General features: G+C 61.1%; 14 protein-coding genes. 7 read left to right on the top strand and 7 right to left on the bottom strand.

Going from position 1 to position 14,901, the window contains the following annotated elements; all coding sequences use genetic code 11:
• Window positions 1–27: 27 nt before the first annotated feature.
• Window positions 28–1,611: a peptide chain release factor 3 gene (locus tag ACL0K2_RS09085; RefSeq protein ID WP_045163537.1), complete on the bottom strand. Its 1,584-nt coding sequence runs from the start codon at window positions 1,609–1,611 to the stop codon at window positions 28–30.
• Window positions 1,612–2,050: 439 nt separating this feature from the next.
• Here ACL0K2_RS09085 and ACL0K2_RS09080 point away from each other — a divergent pair, with 439 nt between their 5' ends.
• On the top strand, window positions 2,051–3,214 hold the full coding sequence (locus ACL0K2_RS09080; protein ID WP_045163536.1) for a type III PLP-dependent enzyme: 1,164 nt from the start codon (window positions 2,051–2,053) through the stop codon (window positions 3,212–3,214).
• Window positions 3,215–3,356: 142 nt separating this feature from the next.
• Here the strand turns inward: ACL0K2_RS09080 and ACL0K2_RS09075 are convergent, their stop codons facing one another.
• On the bottom strand, window positions 3,357–4,049 hold the full coding sequence (locus ACL0K2_RS09075; protein ID WP_045163535.1) for an SIMPL domain-containing protein: 693 nt from the start codon (window positions 4,047–4,049) through the stop codon (window positions 3,357–3,359).
• A gap of 149 nt (window positions 4,050–4,198) precedes the next feature.
• On the opposite strand from ACL0K2_RS09075, the gene ACL0K2_RS09070 reads away from it, so the two are divergent.
• The 6 genes from ACL0K2_RS09070 to ACL0K2_RS09045 all read left to right on the top strand — a co-directional run bounded on the left by ACL0K2_RS09070 (window position 4,199) and on the right by ACL0K2_RS09045 (window position 9,129).
• Entirely contained in the window at window positions 4,199–5,452 is a 1,254-nt protein-coding gene (locus ACL0K2_RS09070; protein ID WP_045163534.1) for an ATP-binding protein, read from the top strand.
• 33 nt (window positions 5,453–5,485) lie between these two features.
• Window positions 5,486–6,046 carry a response regulator transcription factor gene (locus ACL0K2_RS09065; RefSeq protein WP_045163533.1) on the top strand — a complete coding sequence of 187 codons (561 nt, stop codon included), beginning with the start codon at window positions 5,486–5,488 and terminating at the stop codon, window positions 6,044–6,046.
• A gap of 211 nt (window positions 6,047–6,257) precedes the next feature.
• Entirely contained in the window at window positions 6,258–7,199 is a 942-nt protein-coding gene (locus tag ACL0K2_RS09060) for an AEC family transporter (RefSeq protein ID WP_045163532.1), read from the top strand.
• A 179-nt stretch (window positions 7,200–7,378) separates the two neighbouring features.
• Window positions 7,379–8,356 carry a M23 family metallopeptidase gene (locus tag ACL0K2_RS09055; RefSeq protein ID WP_413044257.1) on the top strand — a complete coding sequence of 326 codons (978 nt, stop codon included), beginning with the start codon at window positions 7,379–7,381 and terminating at the stop codon, window positions 8,354–8,356.
• The gene (locus ACL0K2_RS09050) at window positions 8,349–8,693 is read left to right on the top strand and encodes a hypothetical protein (protein ID WP_230623682.1); all 345 of its coding nucleotides are present in this window, start codon (window positions 8,349–8,351) and stop codon (window positions 8,691–8,693) included. The genes ACL0K2_RS09055 and ACL0K2_RS09050 overlap by 8 nt, the downstream gene beginning before the upstream one ends.
• Before the next feature lie 16 nt (window positions 8,694–8,709).
• Window positions 8,710–9,129 carry a bactofilin family protein gene (locus tag ACL0K2_RS09045; RefSeq protein ID WP_045163529.1) on the top strand — a complete coding sequence of 140 codons (420 nt, stop codon included), beginning with the start codon at window positions 8,710–8,712 and terminating at the stop codon, window positions 9,127–9,129.
• Window positions 9,130–9,208: 79 nt separating this feature from the next.
• On the opposite strand, the gene ACL0K2_RS09040 is transcribed toward ACL0K2_RS09045, so the two are convergent.
• The 5 genes from ACL0K2_RS09040 to gatA form a co-directional block, all read right to left on the bottom strand.
• Window positions 9,209–10,297 carry a calcium/sodium antiporter gene (locus ACL0K2_RS09040; RefSeq protein WP_045163528.1) on the bottom strand — a complete coding sequence of 363 codons (1,089 nt, stop codon included), beginning with the start codon at window positions 10,295–10,297 and terminating at the stop codon, window positions 9,209–9,211.
• A 31-nt stretch (window positions 10,298–10,328) separates the two neighbouring features.
• Window positions 10,329–11,414 (bottom strand): calcium/sodium antiporter, encoded by a 1,086-nt coding sequence (locus ACL0K2_RS09035; RefSeq protein ID WP_045163527.1) that lies wholly within the window; start codon window positions 11,412–11,414, stop codon window positions 10,329–10,331.
• Between the two features lie 29 nt (window positions 11,415–11,443).
• Window positions 11,444–11,830: a septal ring lytic transglycosylase RlpA family protein gene (locus ACL0K2_RS09030; protein WP_413044256.1), complete on the bottom strand. Its 387-nt coding sequence runs from the start codon at window positions 11,828–11,830 to the stop codon at window positions 11,444–11,446.
• Window positions 11,831–11,982: 152 nt separating this feature from the next.
• Entirely contained in the window at window positions 11,983–13,428 is a 1,446-nt protein-coding gene (gene gatB, locus ACL0K2_RS09025; protein ID WP_045163525.1) for an Asp-tRNA(Asn)/Glu-tRNA(Gln) amidotransferase subunit GatB, read from the bottom strand.
• 11 nt (window positions 13,429–13,439) lie between these two features.
• On the bottom strand, window positions 13,440–14,891 hold the full coding sequence (gene gatA, locus ACL0K2_RS09020; protein WP_413044255.1) for an Asp-tRNA(Asn)/Glu-tRNA(Gln) amidotransferase subunit GatA: 1,452 nt from the start codon (window positions 14,889–14,891) through the stop codon (window positions 13,440–13,442).
• Window positions 14,892–14,901 lie beyond the last annotated feature (10 nt).

Raw genomic sequence — 14,901 nt, 5'->3', positions numbered from 1 at the left:
AGGCCGGTGCCTACGAATGATCGCCTGTCAGTGATGCTCGCGCGTCGCCCTGAATTTCACATCCGGCCAGCGCTCTTCCATCAGGCTCAGGTTGACCCGGGTCGGTGCCAGATAGGTGAGGTGGCCGCCGCCGTCGAGTGCCAGGTTCTCGTAGGCCTTGTCGCTGAATTCCTTGAGCTTCTTCTCGTTGTCGCACTCGATCCAGCGCGCCGACCAGACGTTGATCGCCTCGTAGGCGCACTCGACCTTGTATTCCTCCTTCAGGCGGCTAGCGACGACGTCGAACTGCAGCACACCCACCGCGCCGAGGATGATGTCGTTGTTGCGCTCGGGGAAGAACACCTGGGTCGCGCCTTCTTCGGCCAGTTCCTGCAGGCCCTGGCGCAGCTGCTTGGACTTCAGCGGGTCCTTCAGGCGTACGCGGCGGAACAGTTCCGGGGCGAAATGCGGGATGCCGGTGAAACCGAGGTTTTCGCCTTCAGTGAAGGTATCGCCGATCTGGATGGTGCCGTGGTTGTGCAGACCGATGATGTCGCCGGCCCAGGCTTCTTCCAGTTGCTCACGCTCGCTGGAGAAGAAGGTCAGGGCATCGGCGATACGGATGTCCTTGCCGATGCGCGCATGGCGCAGCTTCATGCCTTTTTCGTATTTGCCCGAACAGATGCGCATGAAGGCGATGCGGTCGCGGTGCTTGGGGTCCATGTTCGCCTGGATCTTGAAGACGAAACCGGTGAATTTGTCCTCGACCGGCTCGACAACGCGCTCGTTGGCGGCACGCGGCAGTGGGCGCGGCGCCCAGTCGACGACCGCATCAAGCACATGGTCCACGCCAAAATTGCCCAGCGCGGTGCCGAAGAACACCGGAGTCAGTTGGCCGCTGAGGAACTCGTCCTGGTCGAACTCATGACAGGCACCCTGGACCAGCTCCAGCTGTTCGACGAAGCGGTCGTATTCGTCGCCGATATGTTTGCGCGCCTCGTCGGAGTCGAGCTTCTGGATGATCTTGACGTCGGTGCGCTCATGCCCGTGGCCCGGGGTGTAGACGATGATGTAATCGTCCTTGAGGTGATACACACCCTTGAAGTCGCGGTAGCAGCCGATCGGCCAGGTGATGGGCGCCGCCTTGATCTTCAGAACCGCTTCGATCTCGTCGAGCAGCTCGATGGGGTCGCGGATGTCGCGGTCGAGCTTGTTGATGAAGCTGACGATGGGCGTGTCGCGCAGGCGGCAGACGTCCATCAGCGCGATGGTGCGTGGTTCGACACCTTTACCGCCGTCGAGCACCATCAATGCCGAGTCCACCGCGGTCAGGGTGCGGTAGGTGTCTTCCGAGAAGTCTTCGTGGCCGGGGGTATCGAGCAGGTTGATCATGTGCTCGCGGTAGGGGAACTGCATCACCGAGGTGGTGATGGAAATGCCGCGCTGCTTTTCCATTTCCATCCAGTCGGAGGTCGCGTGACGGTCGGATTTGCGCGACTTCACGGTACCGGCCACCGCAATCGCCTTGCCCATCAGTAGCAGCTTTTCGGTGATGGTGGTTTTGCCCGCGTCGGGGTGGGAAATGATGGCGAAGGTGCGGCGCTTCGCGACTTCGGCGGCCTGAGAGGTCATGGCGGTCCCGGTATTGAAAGCGTGTCGGAAAAAGCCGGCGATTATAGCGCAAAGGGCGCGCTCGGGCGTGGTCCGTCACGGGGCCGTCGATCCGCAGCGGGGCGAGGCGGATGGAACATCGCCGCAGCACATCTGTCGGTTTGAGTAGGGTAGGTTCGCCGATGCGGCAAAAAATGGAACGAGCGTGGATTTTTCATTGATCTGAAACAGCTGTGGTTCTACAGTTCGCGCCCGAACGTCCATGCTGGCAACGATCCATCCGGCTCAAGTACTGACGACGAGAGATCAGGATTCACCAAGTCACTGCACCTGTGCTGTCGATTTGGCCGTGATACTCGGCGACATGCCTTGGGAAGTAGGCGAACCAAAGTGGGGAAACTGATCAGGCGTTCTTGCTTACCCCTAATCCGACTTTACGTTTCCCGATTTGGAGCCATGCATGTCGATCAAGATCGAAGACTACTATTCCCGATCCACCTTCCAGAAGATGAAGACCTTCGCTGACCAGCACGAAACACCGTTCGTGGTCATCGATACCGAAACCATCGACAAGGCATACGACGATCTGCGCGCCGGTTTCGAATTCGCCAAGGTCTACTACGCGGTCAAGGCCAATCCGGCGGTCGAGATCATCGACCTGTTGCGTGACAAGGGCTCGAACTTCGACATCGCCTCGATCTACGAGCTGGACAAAGTCATGTCCCGCGGCGTTGGCCCGGAGCGCATCAGCTACGGCAACACCATCAAGAAAGCCAAGGACATCCGCTACTTCTACGACAAGGGTGTGCGCATGTTCGCCACCGACTCGGAAGCCGACCTGCGCAACATCGCCAAGGCCGCACCGGGTTCGAAAGTCTATGTGCGGATTCTCACCGAAGGTTCGACTACGGCTGACTGGCCGCTTTCGCGCAAGTTCGGCTGCCAGACCGATATGGCGATGGATCTGCTGATCCTGGCGCGCCAGTTGAAGCTAGAGCCCTACGGTATCTCCTTCCACGTGGGTTCCCAGCAGCGCGACATCTCCGTATGGGACGCCGCGATCGCCAAGGTCAAGGTGATCTTCGAACGTCTGAAAGAAGAAGATGGCATCGAACTGAAGATGATCAACATGGGTGGCGGCTTCCCGGCCAACTACATCACCCGCACCAACAGCCTGGAAACCTACGCCGAGGAAATTATCCGCTTCCTCAAGGAAGACTTCGGTGACGACCTGCCGGAAATCATCCTCGAACCGGGCCGCTCGCTGATCGCCAACTCGGGCATTCTGGTCAGCGAAGTGGTGCTGGTGGCACGTAAGTCGCGGACCGCCGTCGAGCGTTGGGTCTACACCGATGTGGGCATGTTCTCCGGTCTCATCGAAACCATGGGCGAAGCCATCAAGTTCCCGATCTGGACCGAGAAGAAGGGCGAGATGGAAGAGGTGGTCATCGCCGGCCCGACTTGCGACAGCGCCGACATCATGTACGAGAACTACAAGTACGGCTTGCCGTTGAACCTGGCCATCGGCGACCGTATGTACTGGCTCTCCACCGGTGCCTACACCACCAGTTACAGTGCGGTGGAGTTCAACGGCTTCCCGCCGCTGAAGGCCTACTACATCTAAGCCTCCGCGTTACGCAAAACGCCGCGATTTTCGCGGCGTTGTTGTTTCTGCGGTAACGGTTACGCGGCGCTGTGTATGCCCGTGCCAGGTGCAAACGAGCCGAGACCGCATGGCCTCGGCTCGTCACCGTGGCGGTGTCGAATCAGGGCATCTGCACTTCGATGACGCCGTCGGCACTGACGCTGACCTGGCGGGTTCCGGCCTCTACATCGGGTGTCGGCATCGCCTCCATGCTCTTCATGGCGAAGTTGCGCATCACCGGTTGATAACCGCCGCCGCTGCCCAGGTTGAGGTTGACTATGCGGTAGTCGGTGCCACCCAATGCCTCGGTGGCCAGTTGGGCTCGGGCGCGGAAGGCGGCGACGGCATCTTTGAGCAGGGCGTCTTCGTTCTGCTTGCGGATCGCGTCGGAAACGCTGAATTGCATACCGCCCATTTTCAGGTCCTGCATCAGCTCCCCGGTCAGCTTGGACAGCGCGGCGAAATCACCGCTTTCCAAGCGTAGTTCGGCGCGTTCGCGCCAGGCGGTGATCTGCTGGCCCTTTTCCTCATAGACCGGATAGCTGCTGCGGCTGCCCTGGCTGATCACGATACCTTTCACCTGACGCGCATGTTGCAGAGCCTTGTTCATGGCCTGGGTGGTTTGCGCGGCCAGTTGCGCCGGGTCTTCATGCTGGGCCTCGCTGTACAGCGTGACATGCATGCGGTCATGAGCGACTTCGCTGCTGGCCTCGGCATGCAGCGAGATCTGGTTGTAATGTTGCTCGTCGGCAACAGCGGGAAGGCAGGCGATGCAGGCCAGCAGAGCAAGGCTGCGAGGGGCGGAAACGAACATGAAAGCTCCTGGATTCGATAGCACCAGCGGTGCGGCGCAGAGACTTTAGCGGGTTGACGGCCTCCGTGCAGGTTTTCGTGCGTCGCGTTGCCGCAGATCAGTTGTCGTTCAGGCGGCTTGGTTATACTCCCGACTCCTTTGGAGAACCCATGTACGCATCCGTTCACCTGCTGTCTGCCAGTCGCCAGAACCTCCGTCTGCTCACCCTGATCCGCATCCTCGTGCTGGGTGCTCAGGCGGGCGCGGTGGGGCTCGCCTACGCTACGCAGCTGTTCGGTCTGCCCTGGTTTCATCTAGGGGTCACGCTGGCTGTCTCTGCACTGATCTGCCTGGGCACGGCGTTGCGACTGCGCGGCCCCTGGCCGGTGACCGAGTTCGAGTACGCCGTGCATCTGGCCACCGATCTGCTGATCCACAGCGCGCTGCTGTACTACTCGGGCGGCTCGACCAATCCGTTCGTTTCCTACTATCTGGTGCCGCTTACCATTGCCGCGGCGACACTGCCCTGGTTGTATTCGGTGGTTCTGTCTGGCCTGGCGCTTGCGGGTTATACCCTGATGCTGGTGTGGTATGACCCGGTCATCGTGCCACCGGTCGATCGCACCACGCTGCTGGTCTACGGGATGTGGCTGAGCTTCGCGTTGGCTGCGGCATTGATCACCTTCTTCGTGGCACGCATGGCCGAGCAGCTGCGGCGCCAGGAACAGCTCCAGGCCCAACGGCGTGAGGAAAGCATGCGTGACCAGCAGCTGCTGGCCGTGGCGACACAGGCGGCGGGTGCCGCGCATGAATTGGGAACGCCCCTGGCGACCATGAGCGTGCTGCTCAAGGAACTGCGTCAGGAATACCAGCAAGCTCAGCTGAACGAAGATCTGGCGCTGCTGCAGTCGCAGGTGCAGTTGTGCAAGGAAAGTCTGCGCCAGCTTGTGCGTGCGGCGGAGGCGGACCGTCGTCAGGCGGTCGTCGAGCAGACCGTGCGCGAATGGGTCGAGTTGGTGCTTCAGCGTTGGCATCTGATGCACCCTGAGGCCACCTATCGTTTCCAGTGCCTGGGCAAGGGCACCCCGCCGCGCCTGATGCCACCAGCGGATCTTGGGCAGTCGCTGCTCAACCTGCTGAATAACGCCACCGATGCCAGCCCGGACAACCTGGACATTCGTCTGGACTGGGACGCGCAGTGGATCAAACTGACCATTCGAGATCATGGCGCTGGCGTACCTCTGGCCATCGCCGAGCAGATCGGCAGACCCTTCATCACGACCAAGGGCAAGGGCTTCGGCCTCGGTCTGTTTCTGAGCCAGGCCAGCGTTACCCGCGCCGGCGGAACGGTGAAGCTCTACAATCACGAAGACGGTGGCACCCTGACCGAGTTGCGCTTGCCGCGTGGTTCGGTACGGGCCTGAATCTGACGTGACCACAATGCGAGGAATGCGAACATGACCGAAGAGTTGCAGCACGAAGGCGAAGAACAGCCTCATCTGCTGCTGGTGGATGACGACCCGACATTTACCCGGGTCATGGCCCGAGCCATGAGTCGCCGGGGCCTGCTGGTCAGCATCGCCGGATCGGCCGAAGAAGGCCTGGAGCTGGCGAAGCAGGAACTGCCCGATTACGCGGTATTGGACCTGAAAATGGAGGGCGACTCCGGATTGGTCCTGCTGCCCAAGCTGCTCGAACTGGACCCGGAGATGAAGGTACTGATTCTCACCGGTTACTCGAGCATCGCCACGGCCGTCGAGGCTATCAAGCGTGGCGCCTGCAACTACCTGTGCAAGCCCGCCGACGCCGACGATGTGCTGGCGGCGTTGCTTTCCAAGCATGCCGATCTGGATACGCTGGTGCCGGAAAACCCGATGTCGGTGGATCGCTTGCAGTGGGAACACATCCAGCGCGTGCTCGCCGAGCATGACGGCAATATCTCCGCCACGGCGCGCGCACTGGGCATGCATCGGCGGACGTTGCAACGCAAACTGCAGAAGCGGCCGGTAAGGCGGTAAAAAGCAGCTTGAAGCTTGAAGCGAGTCGTCTGGCGCCGGGTGCATGCACAGCAGCTGAAAGCGGCAAGTAAAGTTGACGGAATTCAAAGCGGACCGAAGACTTTCCAGCTTCCAGCTTCCAGCTTCCAGCTTCCAGCTTCCAGCTTCCAGCTTCCAGCTTCCAGCTCATAAGCGACTACCATAGGCGGCGTCTCTGCCGCCGAGCCCATTCATGCTTTCAGTTGCCATCCAGACCCTGAGCATTACCGCCCCGGTCTTCGTCATGCTGTTCATCGGTGTCGCGCTCAAGCGACTGGGCTGGATCGATGCTGCCTTTATCCAGACGGCTTCGGCGCTGGTATTCAAGGCCACGATGCCAACGCTACTGTTCATATCGATCATCCGCGCCGATCTGAACGCCGCGCTGCAGCCGGCGCTGTTGAGCTACTACGTCATCGCCACCGTGATGACCTTCTTTCTGGCCTGGGCCTGGGCGCTCTGGCGCTGCCCGCTGGTGGACCGCGGCGTTTACATTCAGGGCGCATTTCGCGGCAATAACGGCATCGTCGGCCTGGCGCTGGCGACCAGCCTCTACGGGGACTACGGTTTGTCGCTGGGAGGCGTTCTGGCGGGTCTGGTGATACTGGTCTACAACAGCCTCTCGGCGTTGATTCTAGCCATCTACAACCCGGACGGGCGTGCCAGCGCCGGCGCCATTCTGCTCAGCATCCTGCGCAATCCTTTGGTCATCGGAGTGACGCTGGCCGTCCCCTTTGCCTATTGGCGGATCCCGCTACCGGACTGGCTGATGACCTCGGGTCAGTATTTCGCGCAGATGACCCTGCCGCTGGCGCTTATCTGCATCGGCGGCACGCTATCGCTCTCGGTGCTGCGCGAAAGCAGTCGCATTGCGATGAGTTCAAGCCTGATGAAAATGGTCTGGCTGCCAGCGCTGGCGACAGTGGGAGCCTGGCTGTGCGGTTTCCGTGGCGCGGATCTGGGTATCCTGTTTCTCTACTTTGCTTGCCCCACGGCCTCAGCCAGCTTCGTCATGGCACGGGCGGTGAACGCCAATCACCAACTGGCCGCGATCATCATCGTACTCACCACGCTGATGGCGGCGCTGAGCATCAATGCCGGGCTTCTCCTGCTCGGCTGGCTGGGCTGGATCTAACCCGGTCCGTCGGGATTGTGATCGATATCGGCTTTTCGGCCTTTGGGCTTAAGAGGCGCTCTGCAATGGTCGCAATCGGTCAATAGGCCTCAGAAAAAAATAGCCGCTTCGGTCACATTGCTCTGGATGCCGACGGCCGCCTGCCGAGGGTGGCCGCCTTGTTTTCCGGGGATTGCACGATGCCGTTTTTCACTCCTTCGAACCGTTCGTTGACCCGCGATGCCGATCGTGTCGTCAGCCTGCGCCGTAGGCTCGTCCCAGGGCTGGCTTTGTTGTTGCTGGTCAATCTCGGGACCTTCGCTGGCGGCGTCTGGATCGGGCGGGATATTGGCTCAGTGGAGGAGTCCGCCCGCCTGGGCGAGCCTGGTCTGGACAGCGAAGGTCGTTTTGCCATTGCACGCGTAGGTAAGGTGGTCGGTCGGTTGAAATCGCTGCAGTCCGATGTGCTCGCGCTGCAGGAAATGATGGGTGAGCAGCGGATCCTCAGCGAACAGCTTTCAGCCCTCGATCCAACACTTCTTCCACTTTTGGTGCCGGAGCAGCCGACCGACAGCTCAGGGCAGGGCGGCATCCTGCTGCCGCCACAAGGCTGTCCGGATGAGCTGTCACTGGCCGACAGCGTATCGCTGGATGATCTGCAGCGCACCGAGACCTCCGCGCTCTGTTTGCGGGTGGTACTCGACGGAATGATGGCGCGCGTGGCCGAGCGCAATGCCGCGCTCATGGCGATTCCATCTCGCCGTCCTGTCGGTGCGGCGCGGCTGGGGTCGGCCTATGGCAATCGAATCGACCCGTTCAAAAAGCAGGTCGCCTTTCACTCGGGAGTGGATTTCGCGTTGCACGCCGGTTCCGATGTGCTCGCCGCGGCCGGAGGGCGGGTTCGTTTCGCCGGTACCCGCGGCGGATACGGCAAGGTGGTGGAAATCGACCACGGCAACCAGCTCGTGACTCGCTACGCGCATTTGTCTCGACGGTACGTGCGGGCCGGAGATCTGGTAACCCCTGAGCAGCGGATTGGCGCGGTCGGTTCCACCGGTCGCTCCACTGGTCCGCACCTTCATTTCGAGGTGTTGCACAAGGGACGCTTCGTCGATCCGCAGCGCTTCCTCGCCCTTGGCGATCTTGAACGGGCCGACGATGCTCAGGCCGATGATTAGAAGGTCCAATACGCGCGAATTGGTGCGTGCCGAACACCGTTTGCTGGCCGCACGTCCCATCCGCCCATGGCTTTTGCTCTGCGTTGCGAAGCTGTGTCTGATCGCCGCCTTGCTGTACCTGCGGGACCATGAACACGCCGCGTACGAGCAACGGCTTGCCACCCTCGGCGCTGAAAATCTGATGCTTCAGGACGCACTCGAACAGGGCCGCTTACAGCGGCAGGAAGCCGAGGCGACGCAGGAGCAGTTGCTCGGGCGCATCGCCCGGTTGTCCGCGCAGATCGAGCGACTACAGACGGATCTGGCGTTCTTCCGGCAGCAGAAGAAAGCCCGTTGATACTTTGGAGTAGATGATGTTCAACAAAAAGAAGGCGGTGCGGGTCAGCATCGACCAGTTTTCAAGCCTGATTTCCAGCAATGTCTCGCTGATCGGCGATATGGAGTTCGAGGAAGGGCTGAAAGTCAGTGGCACCGTAAAGGGCAACGTGTGCCACAAGCCAGGTACCCATAGCCTCCTGGCACTGAGCACCGATGGGCGGATCGAGGGTAACGTCAGCAGTTACGATGCGCTGATCGACGGCACCGTCGTTGGCGACATGGTGGTCGAGCATCTGCTTGAGCTGCATTCCAACGCGCGAGTGCGGGGCAATATCCGCTACCGCCAATTGAGCATGGAGAACGGTGCCGTGGTCGATGGCACGCTGAATCGTATGGGTGACGAAGAGACCGCACAGGTGGTCGAACTGCCACGGCTGCAGGTCCGCGAGGGCTGATCAGCGAGCAACGCGCGGCGGGCTTTGCGGCCCGTCTCGGCGCGTTTGCCGATCAAGCTCTCTAGAAAGCACTACGGGTTCAACGTTGCTTCCGCCAGGCCCGGCTGGCGATCACCAGCAAGGTCACGGTGGTCAGCGGTACGGCATAGCCGATCATCGCATCGCCAAACGTCTCGGCAAAGGGACGCCCGGTGCTGACCATCACCAGGTAGAGCGTATAGGCGATGTAATAGGCCAGAAACAGCAGGCCTTCCCAACGGTTGATGCTATAGCCGGAGAAAAAGATCGGTAGGCAGGCCAGGGCCACCGCAATCATCACTGGGAAATCGAAGGCCAATGCATTGGCGGCCACCCCGATCGCTTCCGGCGACACCAGCGAGGCCAGCCCGAGGACGCAGAGCAAATTGAATATGTTGCTGCCGACGATGTTGCCGACGGCGATATCACGTTCGCCGCGGATAGCGGCGAGTATCGAGGTGGCGAGTTCTGGAAGCGAAGTGCCGACGGCAATGACGGTCAGGCCGATCACCAATTCCGACAGACCCAGCGCTCGGGCCAGCGATACCGCACCTTCCACCAGAAAATGGGAACCGCCCACCAAGAGCACCAAGCCGGCTATCACCAGGCCCGCGTTGATCAGGCTGGCGTAGGGCTTGGGTTGGGCATCGAGGCCAAATTCTCTGGCGAACTCATCGTCGGCGGTTGCAGCTGCACTGGCGCGGCGGCTGCTGATGATCAGGAAAAACGTGTAGCTGACAACCAAGGCAAATAGCAGCGCGCCATCGAGCCGGCTTAACGTACCGTCCCAGGCCAGGGCGTAGGTGAGCAAGCTGGCGCCGATCATGATCGGTACATCGAGGCGAATCAACTGACGGGAAACGATCAGCGGCGCGACCAGCGAGGTCATGCCGAGAATCAGCAGAACGTTGGCGATATTGCTCCCGAGCACGTTGCCGATAGCGATATCGCCGCTGCCGTTTATCGATGCCTGCACGCTCACCGCCGTCTCCGGCGCACTGGTACCAAAGGCCACGACGGTGAGGCCGATAATCAACGGCGGGATGCCGAACTGGGCTGCCAGTTTGGCCGCGCCGCGCACCAGAACCTCGGCGCCGGCGACAAGAAGCACCAGACCGGCTATCAAATAGACGAACGTCATCAGGGACACGAAAGGGCGCTCCAGGAGTGAAAGGCATCGCTCAGCGCTGGTATTTCCAGGCGCGCAGAAAGATCACCAAAAGCGTGATGGCGGTCAAGGGCAATACGTACCAAGTCATTGCATGACGTAGCAGATTAATCGCCGGTAGGCCGGTGGAAAACAGCACCAAGTAGAGCGTGTAGGCCAGGTAGTAGCCGAAGAACATCGTGCCTTCCCAGCGATTGATTCGATAGCCAGAGAAGAAGATTGGCAGGCAGGCGGCAAATACCGCGAGCATGACCGGCAGATCGAAGGCCAGAGCATTGGGCGAAATGGACAGGCCGTTGGTCGACACCAATGCCCCGGCACCGAGCACCAGCAACAGGTTGAAGATGCAGCTGCCAACGACATTGCCAACAGCGATATCGCGCTCGCCGCGGTACACGGCCAGCAATGAAGTCGCCAATTCGGGCAGCGAGGTGCCGACGGCAATCACGGTGAGGCCGATGACCAGCTCCGACAGGCCGAGCGCTCGCGCCAAGGCCACCGCGCCTTCGATCAGCAGGTTGGACCCGGCAACGAGCAGGCCCAGCCCAAGCAGGATCAACAACAGCTGCAATACCCAGCCGAATGGCTTGGCCTGCTCCTCGGCGCCATACTCCACGGCGAACTCGTCCCGCTGCGCACGTTGCGTCTCGCGTTTGCTGGCAATGACCAGAAACAACGTATAGGCCAGGAGAAGCGCCAGCAGAATGCATCCGTCCAGACGGCTTACGGTGCCATTCGAAGCGAGGCCGAAGGTCAGCACTCCGGCAGCGATCATCACCGGCACGTCGAGGCGCACCAGCTGACGCGACACCAGCAACGGAGCCACCAGTGCGGATAGCCCGAGAATCAGCAGAATGTTGGCGATGTTGCTGCCGATTACATTGCCGACGGCAATGTCACCGCTCCCGTTCAACGAGGCCTGGATGCTGACCGCCGTTTCCGGTGCGCTGGTGCCGAACGCGACGACGGTCAAGCCAATGATCAGCGGCGAAATACCAAAGCGCGCGGCCAGCTTCACGGCTCCGCGTACCAATGCTTCGGCGCCTAGCACCAGCAATACCAGTCCGCCGATCAGATAGGCGAATGTCAACAAACTCATCGAAACTCCGGATGTGGGACGTGCGTGTTCTATCGGTTCACTTTTTCGATTTTTACCCTGGCGATGCCATCTTCGAGCAGGTCGATCCTGGCAGCAGCGACCTTCGATAGATCGATTATTCGTCCTGGTTCGAACGGGCCGCGATCGACGATTCGCACCGTAACCTGTCTTCCGTTGTCCAGGTTGGTTACCTTCACCTGCGTACCGAATGGCAGCGTCTTGTGCGCAGCGACCAGTTCGTTCTGGTTGAAGGTTTCGCCGCTGGCAGTCTCCTCGCCATGAAAGCTGCGCGCGTAGTAGGAAGCCATGCCTTGCTGGGTAAAACTGTTTCTGGCTTTGGAGTAGGCCTCCTGGGTGTCGCCACAACCACCAAACAGCGCCAAGGGCAGTGCAATGAGCAGCAGTCTGGTTCGCATGCGTCAATCCTTCCCGGGCGGGACTGATCAGTTCTATGGCCTGGAAAGCTTTTGAACGTCAACCCAGACAGCCGTTCAACCTGTCGCCGCTCGTCGAGCGGCGCGGTGCGCGGCGGGGCAAGCGGGGCGGGCCTGACGACCCGCCCCGTCAATCAGCCTTCCAGCTTGCTTTTGAGCAGCTGGTTGACCTGGCCGGGGTTGGCCTTGCCCTTGGACGCCTTCATCGCCTGGCCGACGAAAAAGCCGAACATCTTGCCGCGCTTGGCTTCATCGCTGGCGCGGTATTGCTCGACCTGCTCGGCGTTGGCGGCGAGCACCTCGTCGAGCATCTTCTCGATGGCACCGGAGTCGGTGACCTGCTTGAGGCCCTTCTTCTCGATGATCTCATCGGCTGAGCCTTCGCCGGTCGCCATGGCTTCGAAGACCATCTTGGCGATCTTGCCGCTGATGGTGTTGTCCTTGATGCGCAGGATCATGCCGCCCAGTTGCTCGGCCGATACCGGCGACTGGTCGATCTCAAGGCCTTCCTTGTTGAGCAGGCTGGAGAGTTCGCCCATGACCCAGTTGGCGGCCAACTTGGCGTCGCCGCAAGCCTGCTGTACCGCCTCGAAATAGTCAGCCATTTCGCGGCTGGCAGCCAGGACGTCGGCGTCATAGGCCGACAGGCCGAATTCGCGCTGGAAACGCTCGCGCTTCTCTACGGGCAGTTCCGGCAGGCTGGCGCGCACCTCGTCGAGGAAGCTCTGTTCGATTACCACCGGCAGCAGGTCCGGGCAGGGGAAGTAGCGGTAGTCGTTGGCTTCTTCCTTGCTGCGCATCGAGCGCGTCTCGTCCTTGTTCGGGTCGTACAGGCGGGTTTCCTGCACCACCTTGCCGCCGTCCTCGATCAGCTCGATCTGGCGCTGTACCTCGTGGTTGATCGCCTTTTCGATGAAACGGAAGGAGTTGACGTTCTTGATCTCGGCGCGGGTGCCGAACTCGGCCTGGCCTTTGGGGCGTACCGAAACGTTGCAGTCGCAACGCAGCGAGCCTTCAGCCATGTTGCCGTCACAAATCCCCAGGTAGCGCACCAACGCATGGATGGCCTTGACGTAGGCCACCGCTTCCTTGGCGCTGCGAATGTCCGGCTCTGAGACGATTTCCAGCAACGGCGTGCCGGCGCGGTTGAGGTCGATTCCGCTCATGCCGTGGAAGTCTTCATGCAAACTCTTGCCGGCGTCTTCTTCCAGATGCGCGCGGGTGATGCCGATGCGTTTCTGCGAGCCATCTTCCAGGGCGATGTCGAGGAATCCCTTGCCGACAATGGGGTGATCCATCTGGCTGGTCTGGTAACCCTTGGGTAGGTCCGGGTAGAAATAATTCTTGCGGGCGAAGACGTTCTTCCCGGCGATCTCGGCATCGATTGCCAGACCGAACTTGCAGGCCATGCGCACGGCTTCGGCGTTGAGCACCGGCAGCGTGCCAGGCATGCCCAGGTCAACCAGGCTGGCCTGGGTGTTGGGTTCGGCACCAAAAGTGGTGGCACTGCCGGAGAAAATCTTCGACTGGGTTGCGAGCTGTGCGTGGATTTCCAGCCCGATGACGGTTTCCCATTGCATCTTCTATCTCCTCAGAATCCGCTCGGTGCTTGTTTGTGCCAATCAGTGACCTGCTGGTACTGGTGCGCCACGTTGAGCAGACGCGCCTCCTGGAAATAGGGCGCCAGTAGCTGCACACCGACCGGCAGGCCATCGATGAACCCCGCCGGCATCGAGAGCCCGGGGATGCCGGCCAGGTTGGCGGTGATGGTGTAGATGTCCTCCAGATAGGCCGAGACCGGGTCAGCGTTCTTCTCGCCGAGCTTCCAGGCCAGGTTGGGCGTGGTCGGGCCGAGAATTACGTCCACTTCGTCGAACGCACTGACGAAGTCGTTCTTGATCAGCCGGCGGATCTTCTGCGCTTTGAGGTAGTAGGCGTCGTAGTAGCCCGCGGACAGCGCATAGGTACCGACCATGATCCGCCGCTTGACCTCGTCACCGAAGCCTTCGGCGCGCGAACGCTTATAGAGATCGGTCAGGTCGGTCGGATCTTCGCAGCGATAGCCGAAACGCACGCCATCGAAGCGCGATAGGTTGGAGCTGGCTTCGGCTGGCGCGATCACATAATAGGAAGGGATGGCGTGCTGCATGTTCGGCAGGCTGATTTCTTTCACCGTTGCGCCGAGCTTCTTCAGCGCATCGACCGCAGCCATCACCGCATCGGCGATCTTCGCGTCCAGGCCGGCGCCGAAGTATTCCTTTGGCAGGCCGATGCGCAGGCCGGTCAGCGGCTTGTCGAGGGCGGCGAGGTAATCATCCAGCGGTTGATCGACGCTGGTGGAGTCCTTCGGATCGAAGCCGGCCATGGTGCCGAGCATCAGTGCACAATCTTCGGCTGTGCGGGCCAGCGGGCCGCCCTGATCGAGGCTCGAGGCATAGGCGATCATGCCCCAGCGTGAAACGCGTCCGTAGGTCGGTTTGAGGCCGGTGAGGTTGGTCAGTGCCGCGGGTTGGCGGATCGAGCCGCCGGTGTCGCTGCCGGTTGCGGCGGGCAACAGGCGCGCCGCCACTGCCGCGGCCGATCCGCCGGAAGAACCACCGGGCACTCGGGTCAGGTCCCAGGGATTCTTCACCGCGCCGTAGAAACTCGACTCGTTGGCCGAGCCCATGGCGAACTCGTCCATGTTCAGTTTGCCCAGCGAGACGGAGCCGGCTGCAGCGAGTCGCTCGACGACCGTGGCATCGTAGGGCGATTTGAAACTGTCGAGGATCTTCGAACCACAGCTGGTGCGTACGCCCTCGGTGCAGAACAGATCCTTGTGACCGATCGGTGCGCCCAGCAGCGAGCCGCTTTCACCATTGGCGCGGCGTGCATCGGCTGCTCGGGCCTGAGCCAGGGCCTGCTCTTCGGTCACGGTGATGAAGCTGTTCAGTTGCGGGTCGAGCGTCTGGATGCGCGTGAGCAGCGCACGGGTCAGCTCTTCGGCCGAGAAGCGCTTGTCGGCCAAAGCGCGAGCGATTTCGGCGAGGGTCAATTGATGCATGTCGGCGTCC

Origin of the sequence: Pseudomonas sp. YJ42, assembly GCF_047225135.1 — a bacterium.
Classification (GTDB): domain Bacteria; phylum Pseudomonadota; class Gammaproteobacteria; order Pseudomonadales; family Pseudomonadaceae; genus Stutzerimonas; species Stutzerimonas stutzeri_E.
This window is presented reverse-complemented; position numbering and strand designations above follow the sequence as displayed.